Genomic DNA, 21208 nt, shown 5'->3' on the forward strand with positions numbered 1-21208 from the left:
GCAGAACCATTAATGCCAGCAGTGTGGCCCTCGTCATTTAGTTGTTGATCGTTTGATTGCTGATCTGGCCGATCAGGAATTTGACGTTTATGACGCTCTGCTTCAAGCCAGTCTGCGTGGCATAGGCTTCACAACGGTAGAGCCCCGCCGGGACAAACCCGTAATTCCCTTCGTATTGTCCATAGGCATTTGGCGACCAGACGATCTCGTTAACCACGCTCGGCTGAGCCGTCAGTTCGATCGTCTTGACCAACCCCTGGTTCGCGTTGATGATGTAGGCGACCATTTGGATCGGCCGGTCGACCGTAAAGGAGATCTTGAGCGGGGTGCCGGCCAGCGGCGCCCTTGGATAGCTGATCACCGTGACCCCCGAAGGGATGGTGGTAGTTGTCGTGGTGGTGGTCGTCGTCGTGGTCGTGGTCGTCGTCGTGGTCGTGGCTGAATTGATCGAGAAATTGGCATTAGATTCGTCTGTCGCGGTGTAACCGTTGCTGGCCGTCACGATCGCTCGGACGCGGGCTTCGTTGGTGCTGACGTTAGGCACGGTCCAGGCGTAGGTGCCGCTGTTGGTCACGCTGGAACTAATAGTATTTGGATAAGTTGTTCCGCTGTTAAGCGAATAATAAAGCGCCAGGTGATCTATCCCCGCGTCCTGCGTGGCGGTCCAGGTTATATTGTAGGCAACCTCGCCGGTTAAGTTTTCGCCGCCGTTGGGGGTGATAACTTGGACCGTTGGCCGGTGGTCATAAGGATAGGCGCCCATGTCCGCTCGCGAGCCGTCGGGATCAACCGTGGAGGCGGGATCGCCCGTGTCAATGCAGGGAGATGACGATTGAAGGTTAAAATTATTGCCCGTCGCATCGGAAAATGCCGGATCAACTGATATGTCCCCGATCTTGCCTGAAACCGTCCCGTCGTAAACGGTCGCGTTCCCGAAAACACAATTGTAATTTGAATTCAGGGTACCTTCCGCCCCATTTTGCGAAATCCCGGTCGTTCTAACCCCGGTGTTATATATTATTGTGTTTTTCGCGTCAACGGTATAGCCTGCTCCCGAGGTATCCGCGTAGATCCCCGTGCCGCTTCTGACAATTGTGTTCCTATCGATCGTCAGATCGCTTTGGTTGCTGTAAATTCCAAAATTCGCGCAGTCCCTGATCGTATTTTTGGTGATCGAGCCGCTGGTCAGCGCGGCATTAACAAAAATTCCGCGGCCGGCCGAATAAATAATATTAGAAGCGATATCGACCGTATCGTTTACTTGCACGCACTGAATGCCGTACGTAAAATTTGATCCATTAATAATATTATTTTTGATCGTTATGACCGAGGCGGCATCTATCAAGCCGGCCACGACCGCCGTATCATCGCCATCTCCCTTGACCGTAAACCCCTCCAGCGACGCGTTGCCAACCAGTTTGATCGCCTGCGTCGAGGCGCCGCTTTCTTCGATCGTGGCCTGATATGTCGCGGTGGCAACAAAAAAATTGTTTGTTATTGTAATAGGAAAGGTTTCTCCCAACGCCGCGTTGTAGGTGCCCGGCTTGACGTAGACGGTATCACCGGCGGCGGTCGAGCCCAGTGCCGTCGCCTTGCTCAGCGTTTTCCAGGGCAAGGCCTGGCTGCCGGTGCCGGTCGCGTCGCTGCCGTTGACGGCGTCAACATAGTAAGTAGCGGCAAATGAGGCGGAGGCAAAAAGGGCCAAAAGAAGCCAGGCACGTATGAGTGTATTCATAGCTAAATTATAACAATTATAGCGATGCCTCGCATAATGTCAAATGATATAGCCCCACGGGGAATCGAACCCCGGTTCTCAGCTTGAAAAGCTGGTGTCCTAACCCCTAGACGATGGGGCCGCAACCGCCTGCGGCGGGAACTTCAAACATCCAACATCAAACTTCAAAAGCAATGTTAAGTATATCAGAGTAGCAGAGAGTAGTTCAAGCCGCGAACTTCAGCAGATCGTCGAGGTTGTGAACACCCTTTTGCCCCAGCAGGTCGATAAATTTGAGCCAGAGCTGGAAGGTGATCTCGACATCTCCCGGGGCCCGGTGGGTCAAGGGGGTCGGAATGCCGAAATGCTCGGCGACTTTGGCCAGGCGGTGCGAGGGAAGACTGGGCAGAAGTTTGCGCGAGAGTTTCAAGGTGCAGATCAGGGAGCTGGCGATCGTCCGGCCAAAGCTTTTATGCAGATGGTGGTTGAGGAACGGGATGTCGAATTCGGCGTTATGGGCGATGAGCGGCCGGTCACCGATGAAATCGAGGAAGGAGCTCAAGGCTTTTGGCTTAGCCTCGCCAGTTTCCTCCAGCATCTCTTTGGTGATGCCGGTCAGCTTAACGATCTCGGGCGGGACCTCACCGCTAATTTTGACCAGCGCGCTGAAAACGTCGACGATCTCCCCTTTCTCGATCCGCAAGCCGGCGATCTCGGTGATCTCGGCTTCGGCCGGCAGAAGGCCGGTCGTCTCGATGTCAATGATAACGGCGCCCAGCCCGAGCAGGCCGAGGAATTGCTCGCGCGCCCGGCGCAGGAGGGGGAACTGTTCTTCCAGTTTAACAAACTCTTCAGTATAAAAAAATCCGTGCATAATTATTTAAATAATTCGCTGATATCGACCGCTTCAAAATTGTCGCGGCTTTTAACTTTAACCTCGCGATACTCGGACAGGTCGATCGCTTCTTCAACTTCTTGTCGTGAGCCGCTAGTTGTTGATGCCTTGCCCAACCCCTCATTCTCCACCCGCCATTCCTCAAAAGTCCAGCTCGGCAGTTCTTCCAGATAACGGGAGATCTTCAGCAGGACCTCGCCGTCGTAGCCGGAGTAGATCAACGGATAGCTCATATATAGTTCGTCTTTGGCCCGGGTGACCGCCACATAAAAGAGCCGCCGCTCCTCTTCCATCTCGTCATCCTTGCCGAAACTAAGGTACGAGGGAAAACGGCCGTCCGCCAGCCAGACGAGAAAGACGGTTTTCCATTCCAACCCTTTGGCCTGGTGGATGGTGGTCAGGACGCAAGCTTCTTTCTCGGTCGCTTCGCCCTCGACGATCGTCTCCGATTCGATCCCCGAGGCGAGCGCCAGCGCGCTCAATAGCTCCTCCAGCGACTTATACTGCGTGGAGTAACTCCCCAACTGCTGCAGGTCCTCAAGCCGTTCGCGGTAGTTCGGGAACTGGTTCTTGAGGTAGTCTTCGTATTCCGATTCGCTGACCGCCTTGATCATCTCGGCCGGGGCGTCCATTTTCTCGAGCAAGGTGGCGATCAGCGCCTGAAAGCGCTTAAAAGAGCGTTCGGCCCCGGACGGAGCCAGTGCCGCCGTCGCCGCGCTCTGGACCTCCTGGAGCGGCTCGGCCGTCGCGTCAATATGGCGGAAGATCTTGTCCGCCGTCCGGGGGCCGATCTTCGGTAAGAGTTTCAGGATCCTCCCCCAGGAGATCTCGTCGCGCGGGTTCTGGACCACTTTAATGTAGGCCAGGACATCCTTGATGTGCGCTTCTTCAAAAAAACGGAGGCCGGAGCGGACCTCGAACGGGATCCCCCGCTTGGTCAGCTCCATCTGGATCTCCATCGATTGGTAGTGCGACCGGTAGAGAACGGCCATCTCGTTGAGCGACTGCCCCTCTTCCCGCAGCTCCAGCATCCGCTGGGCGACGAAAGCCGCCTGCTCGTAGACCGTGGTCACCGCGGCGACGACCGGCTTCTGGCCGCTCGGGCGGTGGGTCTTTAAATTCTTCTCGAACTTCTCCTTGGCCAGGGTGATCGCCAGGTTGGCGATGGCCAGGATCTCCGGCGTGGAGCGGTGGTTCGTCTCCAGTTTATAGACCTGGGCATCGGGATAAACATTTGGAAAATTAATGATGTTCTTGAAGTGCGCCCCGCGGAAGCTGTAGATCGACTGCGAGTCGTCGCCAACCACCGTCAGGTTGCGGTGCCCCTGCGCCATCAGGTTGATCGTTTTGGCCTGCAGGGCGTTCGTATCCTGGTACTCGTCCACTAATATATGTAAGAACTTGGCCGCGTAGAGCCCGGCCACTTCCGGGTTGTCGTTGAGCAGTTTCCACCAGTAATAGAGGAGGTCGTCAAAGTCCATCAGGCCATTCTTCCGCTTCCGATCGCCGTAGAGCCGGAAGACCCCCTCGATCTCTTCGGTCAGCGGCTCGAACTGGGGATAGTTATAAGCGACGACGTCGGTCAGTGAGCGGCTGGTATTAAGCGCCAGGGAAAAAATAGCTTGGAGCGTATCCCCTTTGGGGAAACAGCGGGCCTTAACGTCGATCTTCGACTCGGTCAGGCACGAGTCGACCAGCTCTTTCGAGTCAGCGCGGTCAAGGATAGTAAAGTTCGGCTGATAACCGATCAGTTTGGCGTGCCGCCGGAGGATCAAATTGCCGACATGGTGGAAGGTCCCCCCCCAGATCCCCTTGACGTCCCGCTTGAGGAGCATTTCGACCCGGGACAACATCTCCCGTGCCGCCTTGTTGGTAAAAGTGACCAGGAGGATCCGGTCCAGCGGCACCCCCGACTCGACCAGGTAGGCGACGCGGTAAGTCACGGTTCGCGTCTTGCCCGACCCTGCGCCGGCGATCACCAGCATCGGCCCGCCCGCGGCCAGCGCCACCGGCAACTGTTCGGCGGTCAGGGCCTCTTTATAGTTGATGCGGTAATTCGGTTCGGCCGAGAAGTGAGATTTTAAAACGTATTTTTGAGACATTGAAGGGACATTATATCAGAAAAAGACCTCGTTCGGAACCTGAGACTGAACGTCTCGGTTCCTCACTGGAAACAGCGACGTTTAGTCGCTTGTTTCTCAAACTATCTTCAAGTTCAGGTCCAAAGCCTCTGCCGAATGCGTCAGCGCGCCGAAAATGATATACTGCATAGGTCATGGCTGAACTCGATAAGCAAATTGAAATCCTGAGGAGAAAGTCTCCCGCCGAGAGATTGGCCCTGGCCTTCGGCTTATTTAGCTTTGCCCGCCAGAGAATTTCCGCTGAAATCCGCCGTTTGAATCCCCACCTCAAAGCCGCCGAGCTGGCCCGATTGGTTAATCAGCGACTCGCCAGATGAAGAGCGCGCAAGAAGTTTTTGTTGAAGTTCTATCCGTTTTAGAAAAATTAAAGATACCCTATATGATCGGGGGATCGGTGGCGTCGATCGCCTACGGCGAACCCCGCCTGACCTTGGATATGGATGTCGTGATCGATTTAGCCCCTCCTAAGATCAAAGAATTCGCGGCTTCGTTTGGGCCTGAATATTACGTTAATCCTGAAAGCATAAATGAAGCGGTCAATTCTTCGGGGCATTTTAATTTTATTCAATCCGAGGTCGGGATCAAAGTTGACTTTTATGTTTTAGGCAAAGATAGTTTCAGCCAAACCGAGTTTTCGAGAAAGAAAAAAGAGGCCTTTGACGAAAATATTTCCGCTTTTTTCGCTTCTCCCGAAGATGTGATCGTCAAAAAGCTTGAATGGTTTAAAATGGGGGAGTCGCAAAAACATCTGGAAGATATCGAAGGGATTTTAAAAATATCCGGCGATAAATTGGACCTGAATTATATTGACAAGTGGGCCTTGAAAAACGGGACACACGCTATCTGGAAAGAGCTCAAAACTAAACTATCTTCAAATTGATGTCCAGCGCCTTGGCCGAATGCGTCAGCGCACCGACGGAGATGAAGTTAACGCCAGTTTTGGCGATCGCGGCCACATTCTTCAAATTAATCCCGCCCGAGGCCTCGGTTTTAACTCCGGTCTTTTTGCAAAGCTTGACGGCGGCACGCAAGGTTTTCGGGCCCATGTTATCCAGCAGAATCCTGTCCACTCCGACATTGATCGCTCTCTGAACCTCATTAATAGTCTTGGCTTCGATTTCCACTCCCCTCGTCCCCCGGCCCCCATCCCTTGCCTTCTCAACCGCTTTTTCTATTCCCCCAGCTAATTTGATATGGTTGTCTTTAATTAAAATAGCATCATATAAGCCCATCCGGTGATTCTGCCCGCCGCCCATTTTCACCGCGTATTTTTCGAGAAGGCGCATTCCGGGGATTGTTTTGCGTGTATCGAGTATTTTCGTTCGAGGCGCGTAATGTGTAACGCGTAACGCGAATTTTTTTGTCAGAGTGGCAATACCCGAGAGGTGCTGAAGAAAATTCAAGGCGACCCGTTCGCCGGCCAAGATCCCCCGCGCCGGGCCGGAAACTACTGCAATGATTTTGCCTTTTTTGGCAAAGGCCCCATCCTTAACTTTCGCAGAATATCTTATCCGCGGATCGAGATGACGAAAAACTTCGGCGGCGATGGCCTGCCCGCAAATGACCCCAGCTTCTTTGGCCGTTAAAATCGCTTTAGCTTTTTGATCTTTTTGGATTATCGCCCTGGTCGTAAGGTCCCCGCGGCCGACATCTTCCGCCAGCGCCAGCTTGACCATAAAATCCGTTACTTCTTTAATGCTCATTACTTAATGACGAATAGGATAACATAATAATACATCAGCGGGGCGGTTAGGACAAAAGAGTCGATCCGGTCGAGCACCCCACCATGTCCCGGGAGAATGTTCGATGAATCCTTCTCCCCCGCATCACGCTTGATCAGCGATTCAACCAAGTCGGAAAGTTGGCCAAAGATGCCGATCAGCCCGCCCAGGATTAAGGCGTGACTAAGCTCGAGCTGGGCGGTCTGGCTTAAGATCATGGCGGCGACCATCGCGACCAGAAAACCGGCCAGCGCCCCCTCCCAGGTTTTTTTCGGCGAGATTGACGGCGCCAGCGGGGTGTGCCCGAGAAACTTACCGGCCAGGTAAGCGGCAATATCCATTGCCCAGATCGTGAACATCAGGAAAAAGAGATAGCCGCCGTGGTCAGTCAACCCCCGGATAAAGATCAGGTAGCTGAAGAACCAGCCGACATAGATCATCCCCAGGATGGTTACGGCCACATCGACCAGCGTATCCTTCTCCCTCTTCAGGAAAACGCCAGAGATCAGCGCCAGGGCGGCCGCCAGCGTCAGGATGGCCGAGTGGGCCGGCTCCCAGTTCCGTTTCAGGGCGTAATAAGAGAAGACGATAAAGAAACCGGTGATGATATTGCCGACATAATAAGCCGGGAAGAGCCCTTTCTTCATCATCAAATTGTAGAACTCGTTGACCGCGACGATCGCCAGCCCCAGCACCAGCAGGAGGAAAGGGATCCCGCCGTAATAAACGGCGGCCAGGATCAGCGGCGCCCCGATCAGGCTGGTCACTACCCGGACGATCATTTGACCTTCCCGAAGCGGCGCTCGCGCTGGGCGTAAGCGGCCAGCGCCTCGGCCAGCTGTTCGCGGCGGAAATCGGGCCAGAGGGTCGGCGTGACATAGATTTCGGCATAGGCGATCTGCCAGAGAAGGAAGTTGGAGATGCGCATTTCATTCGCCGTCCTTATTAACAGATCTGGGTCCGGCAGATCCTTGGTGTAAAGATACTTGCCAAATTCTTCTTCGGTTATTTTCTCCCTGGTACCTATCAATTCATTCACCGCGTCAACGATCTCCGCCCGCCCCCCATAGTTGACCATGACGCTTAAGGTAATGCGGTCGTTCTCCTTCGTCTTCTCCATCGCTTCCTTCATTTTGGTCTGCAGTTCGGGGGAGAAGCGGTCGAGCTGGCCGAGGAACTTGAGGCGGACGCGGTTTTTCATCAGTTCGTTCATTTCCCGGTCGATCGTCAGGGAAAAGAGGCTCATCAGAAAGTCGACCTCATCCCGGGGGCGCCCCCAGTTCTCGGTGGAGAAAGCGTAGACGGTCAGATATTTGACGCCGAACTCGGCGCAAGCTTTGAGGACGGCGCGAAGAGATTCCGCCCCGGTCTTATGGCCGGCGATCCGCGGCAGTCCGCGCTGTTTCGCCCAGCGCCCGTTGCCATCCATTATCACCGCGACATGCTGGGGGATACTGTTGTTAACCATTTGTATAAACTTCCAACATCAAACTTCAAACCTCAAAACAATCGACAATCAATAAATAACAACTACCAAAAATTCTGGTATTTATAAATTGTTATTTGCCCTTTGTTTTGATGTTGGAAGTTGGAGGTTTGAGGTTGATGGTCAGACCTCCATTATCTCTTTTTCTTTGGCGGCAAAGAGCTTGTCGGTCTCGGCGGTATATTTGTCGGTCAGCTCCTGGACTTTTTTATCCTTGAGCTTTTCCTCATCTTCGGTGATCTTCTTCTCGGCTTTCTGTTTTTTCAGCACCTCGATCGCGTCGCGGCGGACATTGCGGATCGAGACTTTCGCCTCTTCCACTTCTTTTTTCAATCCTTTTCCCAGCTCCCGGCGGCGGTCTTCCGACAGCTCCGGCAAAATGAGGCGGATCGCCCCGCCCTCGTTCTTCGGATTGATCCCGAGGTCGGAGGCGAGGATCGCTTTCTCAATATTCCCCGCGGCGCTCTTGTCGTAAGGGGTGATGAGGAGCACTCGCGCTTCGGGAGCGGAGACCTGGGCCAACTGTTTCAGCGAGGTCGGCGCCCCGTAGTAGTCAACCACGATATTGTCGAGGAGCGCCGGGTGGGCGCGGCCGGTCCGGATCGAGGCAAAGTTCTTTTTTAGCGCCTCGACTGCCTTCAGCATCCGCCCTTCGCCATCTTTCAAGACGTCTTCCATCTCATTTTCCTCCTTGTTTTTCGACCTCGACCAGCGTCCCGATCTCTTTCCCCTGGACCGCCCGCTTGATATTGCCCAGCTTCATGAGGTCGAGGACGATGATCGGGATCTTGTTCTCCATGCAGAGCGAAGCGGCGGTCGAATCCATGACCTTTAGCCGCTTCTGCAGTACCTCCATGTGGGTGATCTTTTTATACCGCTTGGCGTCCTTGAACTGGCAGGGGTCTTTGTCGTAAACGCCGTCCACTTTGGTCGCCTTGATGACGACATCGACGTCGAGCTCGGCCGCGCGGAGGGCGGCCGTCGTATCGGTCGAAAAGTAGGGGTTACCGGTCCCGGCGGCCAGGATCACCACCCGCCCTTTTTCCATGTGGCGGATCGCCCGCCGGCGGATAAAGGCTTCGGCTACCGAGCTCATCTCGATCGCCGTCTGGACCCGGCAGGGGACTTTCAGCCGTTCGAGGGCGTCCTGCAGAGCGAGGGAATTGATCACGGTCGCCAGCATCCCCATGTAGTCGCCGGTCGCCCGGTCGATCCCCTTGACCGCGCCGGCCACGCCGCGGAAAATATTGCCGCCGCCAACGACCACCGCCACCCCGGCCCCTTCGTCGTGGACCGACTTTATTTCGTTAGCGACCACCGAGAGGACTTCCAGGTCGATGCCGTATTTCTGCCGGCCGCCAAAGACTTCACCGGAGAGTTTAAGGAGAATTCGTTTGTAGCGCGGCCTTGCCATATCAGGCGGATTATACTATAATTTTAGCGTCATGGCAATTCTTTTCCCTTACTTTGAATTGGCCGCGTCCCTTTTTATCCTGCTGCTCGCTTTCCAGATCTGGACCCGTCACTATGGGAACCGCCTGGCCCGCTTCTATTCTCTCTTCGGCTTCCTCGCCTTCCTGGCGGCGATCCTGACCTATTCCTTACGCATCGCCTTCACGCTCGAGTTCGCGGCCGACATCAACCGGATCAGCGCCACGCTTTGGGCGTTCGTTTTTGCCATGTATTTCCACTTTGTCCTTATTTTCACCAAGAAAGAACGCCTCCTGGCTAACCCCTGGAGCCTGGTCGCGCTTTATCTGCCGCCCTCTATCATCGGCGCGCTCTTCCTTTTCACTAACTGGATGTATTTGCGGCACGAGATAGTTGCCATTGGCATTATCAGCCAACCGGCCCCGCTCTACACTCTGTTTCTTTTGGAGGCGGGCCTCTTTTGTCTGGGTGGCGCTTGCCTCTTGCTTAACTATGGCCGGCGGGCCGTGCAGCCAATAGTCCGGACCCAGGCCTATATTATCGCTTTTGGCTCGATCGTTCCGGTCGTCATCGGGCTGATTACCGATATGTTCCTGCCGCTTTTTTTGGGACAAAGGATTATTCCGCCAACAGTCGTTTTTGACATTGCTGTCATGAATTTTTTCATTTTTATCACCATGCGCCGCTACAGCCTGTTCGCCATCTCGCCGGAGCTGGCGGCCGACGCGATCATCGAGACCATGCCGGATTCCCTCTTGGTCACCGACCTGACCGGCCGCGTAATTTTCCTTAACGAGGAAGCGCGGCAGTTCTTTCACGTGCCGGAGGAGGAGATCGCCGGACACTGTATCGCCGACCTCTTCCGCAACAAAGACGATTTCTACCGGCTCTACCGTGAGGTGGTGGAGAAAAGATTGGTCGTGGAACGATTTGAAGCTGAGCTGGTCAACCCGCTCGGCGAGCGGATCCCGGCCTTGATCAATGCCCGGATCATCCGCGACCGCCATCTCGGCGAAACCCTCGGCATCGTCTTTGTCGTTCGCGACGTCCGCGGCTGATGAAACAATATGATGTGATCGTTGTCGGCGCCGGACACGCCGGGATCGAAGCGGCCTTGGCTGCGGCACGCCTTGGTTGCCAAACTTTACTCCTGACGCTGAATCTCGACACGCTCGCGTTCATGTCGTGCAACCCGGCCGTCGGCGGGCCGGCTAAAAGCCAGCTGGTCCGGGAAGTCGACGCGCTCGGCGGCGAGATCGGCCTCGCTACCGACCTCACCTTTCTCCAGATGAAAACACTCAACACTAATAAGGGGCCAGCGGTCCACGCCCTCCGCGCCCAGTCCGACCGTCTGCAATATCACCAGACGATGAAACACCGCCTCGAGGGACAAGCCAACCTCGACCTTAAACAAGCCGAGGTCGTCGAGATCCTAACCGAGCGGCAAATAGTTTGCGGCGTTAAGACAAGTTTGGATGTTATTTATGAGGGCCGGTCGGTCGTCGTCACGACCGGCACCTTCTTGAACGGCCTTATCCATGTCGGAATGCGTCATCAAGCGGCGGGAAGACTCGGCGAGCCGCCGGCCACCGGCTTATCCGCTGCCTTAGCCGGGCTTGGCCTCCAGCTCGGCCGGCTCAAGACCGGCACCCCGGCCAGGTTGAACCGCCGTTCAATAGATTTTTCGCAAATGACGCTCCAGCCCGGGGACGAGCCGCCCAAAATGTTTTCTTTTATCTGGGAGTACGCGCAGTATGGCCTGCCCAACGTTCCCGAGAACCCGGCGGCCAAACTTCCCCAAGTGCCGTGTCATTTGACCTGGACGAATGAAGAGACGCATAAGATAATTCGCGCCAATCTCGACCGCTCCCCACTCTTCCAGGGGAAAATAAAAGGGACCGGCCCGCGCTATTGCCCTTCAATTGAGGACAAGGTCGTCCGCTTCCCGGAAAAAGATCGCCAGCAATGTTTCATTGAACCGACCGGGCGGGAGACGGAGGAAATGTACCCGCAGGGGATGTCGACCTCTCTGCCGGAAGATGTCCAGCTCGCTTTTCTCCGGACGATGCCGGGGCTGGAAAAAGTGGAGCTCCTCCGTCCCGGCTATGCCGTCGAATATGATTATGTTTTGCCTTCACAACTGCAATATACTCTGGAAACAAAAACGATCAACGGCCTGTTCTGCGCCGGTCAGATCAACGGCACCTCCGGTTATGAAGAAGCGGCGGCCCAGGGGCTGGTCGCCGGGTTGAACGCCGCTCTCAAGGTTAAAGGGAAAGAACCGCTCATCCTGGGGCGGGCTGATAGCTACATCGGTACACTGATCGACGACTTGATCACCAAGGAGATCCTGGAGCCCTACCGGATGCTCACCTCGCGGTCGGAATACCGCCTCGTCCTGCGCCAGGATAACGCCGACCTCCGCCTGACCGAGAAAGGATATCGTGTCGGGTTGGTGCCGGAGGAGCGCTACCGCGCCTTCCGGAAAAAACAGGCTGCGGTTGAACAAGGCGACCGGCTCTCCACCGAGATCTCGGAACAGATCGAGATCAGCGCCAAGTATGCCGGCTATATCGCCCGCCAGCTCCAGCAGATCGCCCGGTTCAAAAAACTGGAGCACCGCTTGATCCCCGGCGACCTTGATTTCGACGGATTGTCTGGCCTGTCTCGGGAATCACGGATCAAACTCGCTCAGCATCGCCCGATTTCGATCGGCCAGGCCTCGCGCCTGGCCGGGGTCTCCCCGGCCGATATCGCCGTTCTGCTCGTCCAGCTCGAAGCGGCTAGACGCGCCTCCCCCGCTATGTTAGAATAACCCTGATCTGCAAGGAGGTGAACACGAGTGAGAAAATATTTAGTTACTGCCCTGGCTCTCGTTCTGATGTTTGGTGTCGCTAAAGCGGCCGACTTCAGCGGTATCGGGACCATCGACGTCCAAAAGGTCTTCAAGGGCTACAAGGAGACCGGGAAGTCCCAGGCCGAATTAGCCAAGCTGGAAGAGGGCTTCAAGAAGGAGTTCGAAGATAGCCAGAAGACGCTGGCGCAGGCGGAAAAAGACGGAAAGAAACCGGAAGAACTCGAGAAGATGAAGAAAGATCTCGAGGAAAAACTGGCCCCCAAGCGCGAGGCTCTCATGCGCCTCAACGAACAACTGACCACCCAACTCCAGTCGAAGATCCTTGACGCCGTCAAGAAAGTTTCCAAGAAAGTCGGCATTGAGGTTGTCCTCGATAAAGTGGTCGTCATCAATGGCGGCACCGATCTGACCGACCTGGTGCTGACCACCCTGAACAAGTAACCGTGAAGCTAAAGCAGCTAGCGGCCCTCGTGGCCGGCGAATTGGTCGGCAACGGGGACTTGGAGATCCGGACGGTCGCCTCTAGCGAAATGGCCGGGACCGGGGATTTACTCTTCGTTCTTGAAGATAAATTCCTGGCCCCGGCTTTGTCTTCCCGGGCCACCGCCCTGGTGGTTGCTGCGACCGCCAAGGTGTCCGGCAAACCGGCCATTCTTGTTAAGAACCCCCGCCTGGCCATGGCCCAGATCCTCCCTCATTTCGCCCCGAAAATTAAACGTTCGGCCGAACGGCATAAGTCAGCGGTCATCGCCCGGTCGGCCAAGCTAGGCCGGCGGGTGGCGATCGGCGCTTTCGTTTCGGTCGGTGAAGAGGTCGAGATCGGTGATGATACCGTCATCCACCCCAATGTCACTCTCTACGACCGGGTCAAGATCGGCAAACGCTGTATAGTCCATGCCGGCGCCCGGATCGGAGTGGATGGCTACGGTTTTGTCTGGGACAACGAGCATTGGGCCAAGGTCCCGCAGCTCGGGACGGTCACAATCGAAGATGATTGCGAGATCTACGCCAATGTTTGTATCGCCCGGGCGACGCTGGGCGAGACCCGGATCGGCGCCGGCACCAAGATCGATAACCTGACCCACGTCGCCCACAACTGCGACTTCGGGAAGAACTGCGCGATCACCGCGCTGGTCGGTTTCGCCGGCTCGGTCACCTTCGGCGACCACGTTTCGGTCGGCGGCATGGCGGGCTTCAACGGGCACATCACCGTCGGCGACAACACCGTGGTAATGGCCAAGGCGGGAGTGACCAAAGATATCCCCGCCAATTCGGTCATCTCCGGCTATCCGGCGATCAACCATCGCGAAGATCTCGAGATCCAGGCCAGCCTGCGTAAACTCCCCGAGATTATTAAAAAGCTGAAGTGAGGATCGCCTTTTTCGCCGATTCCTACAAGCCGTACCTCTCGGGAGTGACCAATTCCGCCGAAATCCTCGTTAACGAGCTCCGCGCTCTGGGCCACCGGGTCTATGTCTTGGCCCCGCGTTATCCCGGCCATGTCGATACTGACCCGGATATCATCCGCTTCCCTTCGATCGCGGGCGGCTACCCGAGGTTCCGCTTGGCCATCCCGTTCGTCCGGTCGATCCCCGAAGTGGATATTATCCATAGCCATTCCCCCTTCCAGGCCGGACTCCTGGCCCGTTTCATCGCGCGCCGCCGCCGCATCCCGCTGGTTTATTCCTTCCACACGCTCTTCACCCGCTACGTCCATTTTGCCCGATTTGTTCCCAAGGCTTTGGCCAAAATGGCGATCGTTGCCTATCTGCAAGCCTTCTGTAACGGGGCCAACCAAATAATCGCTCCTTCGGAAATGGCCAGGCGCGTTCTCCTGAAATGGAGGGTCTTCCGGCCGATCGCCGTCATCCCGACCGGGGTTGAATTACTAAAATATCCGGCCGACTTCGCCGCCACCCGCCAGCTGTTGAGAAAAAAGTATGGTTTATCCGGCCAGGATAAAGTTTTGCTCTATGTCGGACGGCTTTCTAAAGAAAAAAATATCCCTTTTCTTTTGAAGGCGTTCTCCGAACTCCAAACTCCTAACTCAAAACTCGTCCTCGTCGGCGGGGGGCCACTCCTTGAGGACCTCAAACATCAAAGTTCAAAATCAAAAAACATTGTTCTCACCGGTGAAGTTTCATATCCAGAGATACTAAGCTATTACCTGATCGGCGACCTCTTCCTCTTTGCTTCGACCACCGAGACCCAGGGTTTGGTCCTGGCCGAAGCCAAGGCGGCCGGTCTGCCGATCGTCGCCCTTTTCGCCGGCGGGTTGGTCGGGACTGTGCGGAACGGGGAAGACGGCTACCTCGTACCGCGAGACCTTAACGCCTTTGTTGGCCACGTCCGCCGCTTGCTGGCCGACGGCGCGCTCCGTCATAAAATGTCCCAGGCCGCCCGGCAGGACGCCCGCGACCGTTTTGCCGCCCCGCTCATTGCAAAGCAGTTCGAAACTGTTTATAATTCCCTAAGTCAAAGGAGGCCTTCCTAAATGAAAAATGTTTGGAGATTGAGGCTTCGCAATTGTTTCGTCATTGTTATTTCGTCATTGATCATTTCGCCATCTCTGGCTTACCCTCGGGTTTTCCCGGCACCGGCGCTCAACGGCCCGACCGGCCTGATCAGGATCCCTTCGGCCGACTGCATCCCCTACAAGAACTTTAATATCGGCGCCGACTACGGCACCACCATCAGCTCTGGCGGCACCACCTCGACCGAAGGGGTCGTTTCCTACAAACTGAACCTCGGCACGTTCCACGGGGTGGAACTGGGGATCGTCGGCGGGACCGAAAAAACCTCCAGCAAGCTGCGGGAAGGGGTCTTTGTCAACATGAAGCTTTCGCTCTCTACCGGCGACGACCCGTACCCGCTCCTCCTGGCGCTCGGGGTCGAGAACCTCTTTTCCTACACCCAGACCGATGTCTATATGGTCGCCACGAAGTATCTCCAGCAGGGGCCTAAGTTAACCTTTGGCTTCCAGGCCGACTTTCCCAACTATAAGTTCCGCCCGCTTGGTATCGCCGGCGTGGAATTGGCGACCGGCGACAACCTCTTTCTGGCCGCCGACCTGATGGCCGGGGAGACCCTCTTCCAGGTCAACGCCGGGGCTAGGTTTTATTTCACGCCGATCTTTTCGCTCAACTTCTCGGTACTGAACATCCTCGACGGCAGCCAGGTCAAGGACCCGCGCTCCGCCTTGGTCGGCTTTAGCTGGGCAAATCCGTTCTAATGGACGAGCTTCTCCGGTCGGTCGTGGCAGGGATCAAGGACTATGTTCCCGGCCGGACCGTGACCGGGGCAGTTAAGTTGGCCTCGAACGAAAACCCCTTCGGCCCCTCCCCACTGGCGCTTGAGGCAATTGCCAAGGAAGCTCATAACTTACATATCTATCCCGATCAGCGGTCGACCCTCTTGCGCGAAGCACTCGCCAAACACCTGGGAGTCGGCGACGACTCGATCCTTTGCGGCAACGGGTCGGATGATATCATGCAGGTCCTCGGTTCGACCTATCTTAATCCCGGCGATGAAGTCATTATCAGCCAGAACACCTTTTCTTTGTACGAATTGATCACCCGGATCTTCGACGGGAAGATCGTCACTGTTGAGCTGAAAGATTACGAGCTCGACCTGGAGGGTTTCGCCCGGGCACTCACCACCAAGACCAAGCTTGTCTTCCTGACCAATCCGAACAACCCGACCGGGACCGCCTTCTCGGCGGCGCAGTTCGACGCGCTTTTGGCCAAGGTCCCGCCGACCGCGCTGGTCATCGTAGATGAGGCCTACATTGAGTTCGCGGAACGGGCCGACCTGCCGAACACGCTGGCGGCCGTTAGAGCCGGAAAAAATATCGTTGTCCTGCGGACCTTCTCGAAGTATTACGGGTTAGCCGGCTTGCGGATCGGCTATGGCGTCGCCCGGCCGGATATCCTCCGGCCGATGTTCCGGACCAAGATGCCCTTTAATGTTAATCGTTTAGCCCAAGCCGGGGCCTTAGCTGCGTTGGATGACAAAGAGTTTCTGGCTAAGACCTACCAGAATAATCTTGAGGGGAAGAAATATCTTTACGCGGAGTTTGACCGGCTGGGATTGGCTTACAAGAAAACAGAAGCAAACTTTATTTTTGTCGACCTAAAGAAGTCAGCTGATGAGCTCTTTATGGCGCTAATGAAGCAGGGGGTAATTATCCGGCCCTTGACCTCTTTTGGCTTTCCAAGCGCTATCCGCGTTTCGATCGGGACCAAAGAGCAGAATGAGAAGTTTATTGCCGCTCTTAAATCACTATCATGATAGATTTTTAATCCTAATAATGTGTTATTACTTCTACAGCTCCCGGCTCAAGATTTGACATATACCCAGCCTTGAGTAATAATATACTCAATATTGAGTATATGTTCGATCTATTGTCAAAATCAAAGATACGCCGGCGGATCATTCTTCTGTTTGTTTACAATCCAAACAAAGAATACTATTTGAGCGAGATCGCGCGGACCATTGGGGCGTCTTCGGGCACGGCGCAAAGAGAACTCAACCGCCTGCTGTTGGCCGATCTGGCGTCTTTTAAGCAGCGCGGCCGGCAAAAGCTTTACTCGCTTAATAAAAGCTACGCTCTGCTTAATGAGGTTGGCTCTATAATTAAAAAGACCTTCGGCGTTGAACTCGAGCTGAAAAAGGCGCTGGGGAAAATCACGGCTATTCAATTCGCGTTCCTTTTCGGTTCTTATGTTAAAGGCGGCTTTAAGTCCGATTCCGACATCGATTTGTTTATTATTGGCCCGGTCGATGAAGACGCCGTCTACCAGGCCGTAAGCGAGGTGGAAAAGACCATCTGTCGGACTATAAACTATCATTTATCAACCGCCTCCGACTTCCTCAAAAAGCTCAAGGACCGCTATTTCTATAAAGAAATATTAAAAGATCATCTTTTAATAAAAGGAGACGATTATGAGTTTAGCCGATTTATTAAACCAGCTAATTAAAGAAGGCAAATTGCAGAAACAACAAACCGGGCTGGACTATTTAAACGGCCTTTTAGCGGCGGCTAAAAGGAACTTTGAGGCGGCAGAGCTGGTTAAAGACCGGATCGATGAAGCGGCGTTTAAGTTGGCATATGACGGACTATTGCAGATTGGCCGCCTGATCGTGCTTTTAAACGGCTATCGCCCGGCTGGCGGCGAGCAGCATAAAAACACGTTCCTTGTCGCCGGGGAACTTCTTGGCCCGGAATACCATGATTTAATCTCAAAGATCCAGAGATATAGGATCAAAAGAAACGATTGTATTTATGAGCCGCACGGGCTGATCTCCAAAAGCGAGGTCGCCGCGCTGCTAAAAACCGCCCGAGAATTTTGGGCCAAGGCCAGAAAATACCTTGAGGCGAAAAATCCTCAATTAAAATTGTTTGGCGGAATTTAAATATTTATGCTAAAACAAACACCCCTTCATCATAAACATCTTGCCTTAAACGCTAAAATGGTCGAATTTGCCGGCTGGGCGATGCCCGTTTCCTACCCGGCTGGGATCATCGCCGAACATACCGCCGTCCGCAGCTCCGTCGGGATTTTTGATATCGGTCACATGGGACTAATCAAGATCGATGGGGAGGGCGCGCTGGCGCTCATCCAAGAAGCGGCAACCAATGACGCCTCAAAATTGGCGGTTAGTCAGTGCCAGTATTCCGTTCTCTGCAACGAAAAAGGGGGCGTGATCGACGACATTTTGGTTTACAGATTGGCAGATTATTTCATGATCGTCGCCAACGCCTCTAACGCCGAAAAAGTTTTGGGCTGGCTAAGAAGCCTGGCCGGAAAAACGGCGGTTCAGCCGCTCGACGGACATTGCATGCTTTCTCTCCAGGGACCCAGGGCGATCGCGGCGGCCGAAAAAACCTTGTCCGTTTCGCTCACAAACTTAAAACACAACCACACTCTTTCGGCCAATGGGTTGGTTTTTTCTCGCACCGGCTACACCGGCGAAGACGGCGTTGAGCTGATCGCCGCCAAAAAAGAAGCCGCCTCCCTTTGGGACGCCTTCGTCCAGGCCGGGGTCCAGCCGTGTGGCCTGGGGGCGCGCGACACCTTGCGGCTCGAGGCGGGCCTGCCGCTCTACGGCCATGAATATGACGAAGAGACCACGCCGCTCGAAGCCGGCTACGGCTGGGCAGTTAAGTTCGATAAGGGTGATTTTATCGGCCGGGAGGCTCTGCTAAAAGAAAAGAACGAAGGCCTCCGAAAAAAATTAGTCGGCATCGAGCTGGCAAGCCGGGCGATCCCGCGCCAGGGGAATTTGGTCTTCGACGATCAAAAAGCGAAAATAGGGGTCGTAACCAGCGGGACTTTTTCCCCGACGCTGAAAAAACCGGTTGCCCTCGCCTACCTCTCCCCTCAGACCTCACCCCTCACCCCATTATTCGTCGAGATCCGCGGCGAAAAGGTCCCCGCCCGGCTCGTTGACAAAACCTTCGTGAAAAGAGTAAAATAAACAGTAATGGACCTCAAAAAAACCTATTACTATATCATCTGCCTCGTCTCTCTTTTCGTCCTCCTGTGGGGGGTGGTCGATCTGACCAGCGCGACCGTCGGCCTGGCCATGAACAACACCACCACGGTTTCTCTCGCGCGGGCAACGGACGCCCCGGTCGACCAGAGCGGGGAACCGATGATGGATATGTTCTACCAGAAAAAAATGCTCTACGACCGGCTCTGGGATAGCCTGGCCCGCGTCATTGTCGCCGGCCTGATCTTCGGCTATAGCCGGGTCAAGGTCAACCAACTGGAGGATTAGATGTATCCGGATAATTTAAAATACAGCAAAGAACACGAGTGGGTCAAGGCCGACGGCCGGATCGCCACGATCGGCATTACCCACTACGCGCAGGATTCCCTGGGGGATATCGTTTACGTCGAGCTCCCCCCGCTCGGCAAGGAGTTCAAGGCAAGGCAGGAGTTCGGTGTGGCCGAGTCGGTCAAATCGGTCTCCAGCCTGTATACTCCTGTTTCCGGCAAAATCGTCGCCCGCAATGACGCCCTCGATGGAAAACCGCAGTTAGTCAATGATTCCCCCTACGGCGAGGGGTGGATCATCAAAGTGGAGATGTCTGATCCCGCGGAGGTGAACGCGCTTCTCTCCGCCGCCGATTATCAAAAGATCTTAAAGTGAGCGGCGACCTCTGGGCCGATATTCCCGCCTCGAGCCGCCTGAAAAAGCCGTTGGACCTCCCGCCCCCGCTGAGCGAGCCGGAGCTACTGGCCGAGATGGCGGCGCTGGGCGAACGTAATTCCACCACCTATAACTTCCTCGGCGCTGGTGCTTATCATCATTTTATCCCTAGCGCGTTGAGGCATCTGGTCGGCCGGGCAGAATTTTATACCGCCTATACCCCTTATCAGCCGGAAGCGAGCCAAGGGACCTTGCAGGCCATTTACGAGTATCAATCGATGGTCTGTGAACTGACCGGCCTTGATGTCGCCAATGCTTCGATGTATGACGGGGCGACCGCCTTAGCGGAAGCCGCTTTCATGGCCTGCCGTATCACCGGGAAGAAAAAGATCGCCGTTGCCCGGACCGTCAATCCGCATTATCGCCAGGTTTTGCAAACCTACTGTAACGCGGCCGATCTTGAGTTGGTCGAGTTGCCATATGACCAGAAAACTGGGGCCACGAATCACGAATCACGAATCACGAACGACCTCGCCTGCTTCATCCTCCAACAACCTAACTTCTTTGGGCACATTGAGGCAGTTAGCCCGTTGGCCAAAAAGACCCATGAAGCAGGGGCTATCTTCATAGTGGCCGCGAACCCGATTTCGCTCGGACTGCTGCAGCCCCCTGGCGCCGCGGGGGCCGACCTTGTCGTCGGCGAGGGACAGCCGCTGGGGAGCCCGGTCAGTTTCGGCGGGCCAGGGCTGGGGATCTTGGCGACTAAAAACAAGTATTTGCGCCAGATGCCGGGGCGGATCGTCGGCGGGACGGTCGATGTCGACGGGAAAAAAGCCTTTGTTCTGACCATGGCGACACGCGAACAGCATATCCGCCGCGAACGGGCGACCTCTAACATTTGCAGCAACGAAGCGCTTTGCGCCTTAACCGCAACAGTGTACCTTTCTCTGCTGGGGAAGTCGGGGTTAAAGAAAGTCGCGGAGCTCTGCTTGCAGAAAGCGAACTATGTCCGCCGGGCCCTACCGGCCGCTAAACTCCCCTTTCCAGGCACGCCGATCTTCCAGGAATTCGTGGTCAGGACCGCGCGGCCTTTTGGCCTGGCGCTGGACGAATATTATCCCGAGCTTAAAGGTTGCCGGTTGCTCTGCGTGAATGAAACGGTAAAAAAAGAGGCTCTGGATAAATTAATAAGCGAGCTCGCCGCGGCCTAACGGTTTGTCCAGGACCAACCCTTCCCCGCCCAGCACCACTTCTTTCTCCCCGGCCAGCCAGATCCAAGCCTTACTGATCCCCGGGACCGCCGTGGCGGTATAAACTATTTGCGCCACCAGCCCCTCGACCCGATTTGAGCCGCCGCCGTAAGCCTCGAGCCGGCCGCTGAAATCGATGATGGCAATATCCCTTTCCGCCTTGATCGACCTGATCTTGACCCCGGCCGGCAGCTGCGTCGTAATTCCCTCAGCCGCCTCCTGCGGGGTCGGTCCCGCCAGCAGCGCTTCGATCGCCTGCTTGAGCGGCGGGGTATCGGGCTTTAGCGGCCGTTCAACGGCGATCAGTTTTTCGCCCTTAAAGAAATGCGCCCTGACGACCGGATTTTTCTTTTCCACGGAGAGATTGGTCCAGGCTAGGAAGGCCAGGCCGACGATAGCCAGTCCTACCAGTGCGATGTAGTAAAGATTCTTTTGCGCTCTCTTTTTTGTTTTTCTTTTCACTAGCATATCATTATAGCGGGAGCTTCCCCGAAACTCAATAAAATAAGCCCCTCCATAAATCATTGAAATTTAGCCAAGAAGGCAAAGATAACT

Annotated in this window: 24 protein-coding genes and 1 tRNA gene; 15 read left to right on the forward strand and 10 right to left on the reverse strand. The window is 55.2% G+C overall.

What is annotated here, in order from left to right:
• Window positions 1–37 precede the first annotated feature (37 nt).
• The 4 genes from WC903_00520 to WC903_00535 all read right to left on the reverse strand — a co-directional run bounded on the left by WC903_00520 (window position 38) and on the right by WC903_00535 (window position 4711).
• Window positions 38–1735 (reverse strand): right-handed parallel beta-helix repeat-containing protein, encoded by a 1698-nt coding sequence (locus WC903_00520; protein ID MFA5892440.1) that lies wholly within the window; start codon window positions 1733–1735, stop codon window positions 38–40.
• A gap of 49 nt (window positions 1736–1784) precedes the next feature.
• Window positions 1785–1856: transfer RNA gene (locus WC903_00525), tRNA-Glu, on the reverse strand.
• A gap of 84 nt (window positions 1857–1940) precedes the next feature.
• Window positions 1941–2588: a 3'-5' exonuclease gene (locus WC903_00530; GenBank protein MFA5892441.1), complete on the reverse strand. Its 648-nt coding sequence runs from the start codon at window positions 2586–2588 to the stop codon at window positions 1941–1943.
• 2 nt (window positions 2589–2590) lie between these two features.
• A complete protein-coding gene (locus WC903_00535) occupies window positions 2591–4711 on the reverse strand; it encodes an ATP-dependent helicase (GenBank protein MFA5892442.1) in 2121 nt (706 codons plus the stop codon).
• Between the two features lie 173 nt (window positions 4712–4884).
• Here WC903_00535 and WC903_00540 point away from each other — a divergent pair, with 173 nt between their 5' ends.
• Window positions 4885–5067 (forward strand): hypothetical protein, encoded by a 183-nt coding sequence (locus WC903_00540; protein MFA5892443.1) that lies wholly within the window; start codon window positions 4885–4887, stop codon window positions 5065–5067.
• Complete coding sequence (locus tag WC903_00545; protein MFA5892444.1) at window positions 5064–5630, forward strand: hypothetical protein; 567 nt, start codon at window positions 5064–5066, stop codon at window positions 5628–5630. Before WC903_00540 ends, WC903_00545 begins: the two co-directional genes overlap by 4 nt.
• Here WC903_00545 and nadC read toward each other — a convergent pair.
• The 5 genes from nadC to pyrH all read right to left on the reverse strand — a co-directional run bounded on the left by nadC (window position 5611) and on the right by pyrH (window position 9371).
• A complete protein-coding gene (gene nadC, locus WC903_00550) occupies window positions 5611–6453 on the reverse strand; it encodes a carboxylating nicotinate-nucleotide diphosphorylase (GenBank protein MFA5892445.1) in 843 nt (280 codons plus the stop codon). The two genes, WC903_00545 and nadC, sit on opposite strands and share 20 nt — an antisense overlap.
• Window positions 6453–7253, reverse strand: a complete 801-nt coding sequence (locus WC903_00555; GenBank protein ID MFA5892446.1) for a phosphatidate cytidylyltransferase — start codon at window positions 7251–7253, stop codon at window positions 6453–6455. The genes nadC and WC903_00555 overlap by 1 nt, the downstream gene beginning before the upstream one ends.
• Window positions 7250–7939, reverse strand: coding sequence for an isoprenyl transferase (locus WC903_00560; protein ID MFA5892447.1), 690 nt, complete (start codon window positions 7937–7939; stop codon window positions 7250–7252). Before WC903_00560 ends, WC903_00555 begins: the two co-directional genes overlap by 4 nt.
• Before the next feature lie 141 nt (window positions 7940–8080).
• Window positions 8081–8635, reverse strand: a complete 555-nt coding sequence (gene frr / locus WC903_00565; GenBank protein ID MFA5892448.1) for a ribosome recycling factor — start codon at window positions 8633–8635, stop codon at window positions 8081–8083.
• A 1-nt stretch (window position 8636) separates the two neighbouring features.
• Window positions 8637–9371, reverse strand: a complete 735-nt coding sequence (gene pyrH, locus WC903_00570) for a UMP kinase (protein MFA5892449.1) — start codon at window positions 9369–9371, stop codon at window positions 8637–8639.
• 31 nt (window positions 9372–9402) lie between these two features.
• On the opposite strand from pyrH, the gene WC903_00575 reads away from it, so the two are divergent.
• From WC903_00575 to gcvPA, 13 genes are all read left to right on the forward strand, one after another.
• A complete protein-coding gene (locus WC903_00575) occupies window positions 9403–10446 on the forward strand; it encodes a PAS domain-containing protein (protein MFA5892450.1) in 1044 nt (347 codons plus the stop codon).
• The gene (gene mnmG / locus WC903_00580; GenBank protein MFA5892451.1) at window positions 10446–12203 is read left to right on the forward strand and encodes a tRNA uridine-5-carboxymethylaminomethyl(34) synthesis enzyme MnmG; all 1758 of its coding nucleotides are present in this window, start codon (window positions 10446–10448) and stop codon (window positions 12201–12203) included. The genes WC903_00575 and mnmG overlap by 1 nt, the downstream gene beginning before the upstream one ends.
• Before the next feature lie 27 nt (window positions 12204–12230).
• Entirely contained in the window at window positions 12231–12686 is a 456-nt protein-coding gene (locus WC903_00585) for an OmpH family outer membrane protein (GenBank protein MFA5892452.1), read from the forward strand.
• Between the two features lie 2 nt (window positions 12687–12688).
• Window positions 12689–13615, forward strand: coding sequence for a UDP-3-O-(3-hydroxymyristoyl)glucosamine N-acyltransferase (gene lpxD, locus WC903_00590; GenBank protein MFA5892453.1), 927 nt, complete (start codon window positions 12689–12691; stop codon window positions 13613–13615).
• Entirely contained in the window at window positions 13612–14739 is a 1128-nt protein-coding gene (locus tag WC903_00595) for a glycosyltransferase (GenBank protein ID MFA5892454.1), read from the forward strand. Before lpxD ends, WC903_00595 begins: the two co-directional genes overlap by 4 nt.
• Window positions 14740–15477, forward strand: coding sequence for a hypothetical protein (locus tag WC903_00600; protein ID MFA5892455.1), 738 nt, complete (start codon window positions 14740–14742; stop codon window positions 15475–15477).
• The gene (gene hisC, locus WC903_00605) at window positions 15477–16535 is read left to right on the forward strand and encodes a histidinol-phosphate transaminase (protein ID MFA5892456.1); all 1059 of its coding nucleotides are present in this window, start codon (window positions 15477–15479) and stop codon (window positions 16533–16535) included. Before WC903_00600 ends, hisC begins: the two co-directional genes overlap by 1 nt.
• 113 nt (window positions 16536–16648) lie before the next feature.
• Entirely contained in the window at window positions 16649–17224 is a 576-nt protein-coding gene (locus WC903_00610) for a nucleotidyltransferase domain-containing protein (GenBank protein MFA5892457.1), read from the forward strand.
• On the forward strand, window positions 17190–17660 hold the full coding sequence (locus WC903_00615; GenBank protein MFA5892458.1) for a hypothetical protein: 471 nt from the start codon (window positions 17190–17192) through the stop codon (window positions 17658–17660). Before WC903_00610 ends, WC903_00615 begins: the two co-directional genes overlap by 35 nt.
• A gap of 6 nt (window positions 17661–17666) precedes the next feature.
• Complete coding sequence (gene gcvT, locus WC903_00620; protein MFA5892459.1) at window positions 17667–18725, forward strand: glycine cleavage system aminomethyltransferase GcvT; 1059 nt, start codon at window positions 17667–17669, stop codon at window positions 18723–18725.
• Window positions 18726–18731: 6 nt separating this feature from the next.
• The gene (locus WC903_00625) at window positions 18732–19028 is read left to right on the forward strand and encodes a hypothetical protein (GenBank protein MFA5892460.1); all 297 of its coding nucleotides are present in this window, start codon (window positions 18732–18734) and stop codon (window positions 19026–19028) included.
• On the forward strand, window positions 19029–19403 hold the full coding sequence (gene gcvH, locus WC903_00630) for a glycine cleavage system protein GcvH (GenBank protein MFA5892461.1): 375 nt from the start codon (window positions 19029–19031) through the stop codon (window positions 19401–19403).
• Window positions 19400–20614: an aminomethyl-transferring glycine dehydrogenase subunit GcvPA gene (gcvPA, locus tag WC903_00635; GenBank protein ID MFA5892462.1), complete on the forward strand. Its 1215-nt coding sequence runs from the start codon at window positions 19400–19402 to the stop codon at window positions 20612–20614. The genes gcvH and gcvPA overlap by 4 nt, the downstream gene beginning before the upstream one ends.
• Here gcvPA and WC903_00640 read toward each other — a convergent pair.
• Window positions 20588–21115 carry a GerMN domain-containing protein gene (locus tag WC903_00640; protein ID MFA5892463.1) on the reverse strand — a complete coding sequence of 176 codons (528 nt, stop codon included), beginning with the start codon at window positions 21113–21115 and terminating at the stop codon, window positions 20588–20590. The genes gcvPA and WC903_00640 overlap by 27 nt on opposite strands.
• Between the last annotated feature and the right edge of the window lie 93 nt (window positions 21116–21208).

The sequence above is a fragment of the Candidatus Margulisiibacteriota bacterium genome (assembly GCA_041658645.1).
GTDB lineage: Bacteria > Margulisbacteria > WOR-1 > O2-12-FULL-45-9 > XYB2-FULL-48-7 > JBAZZV01.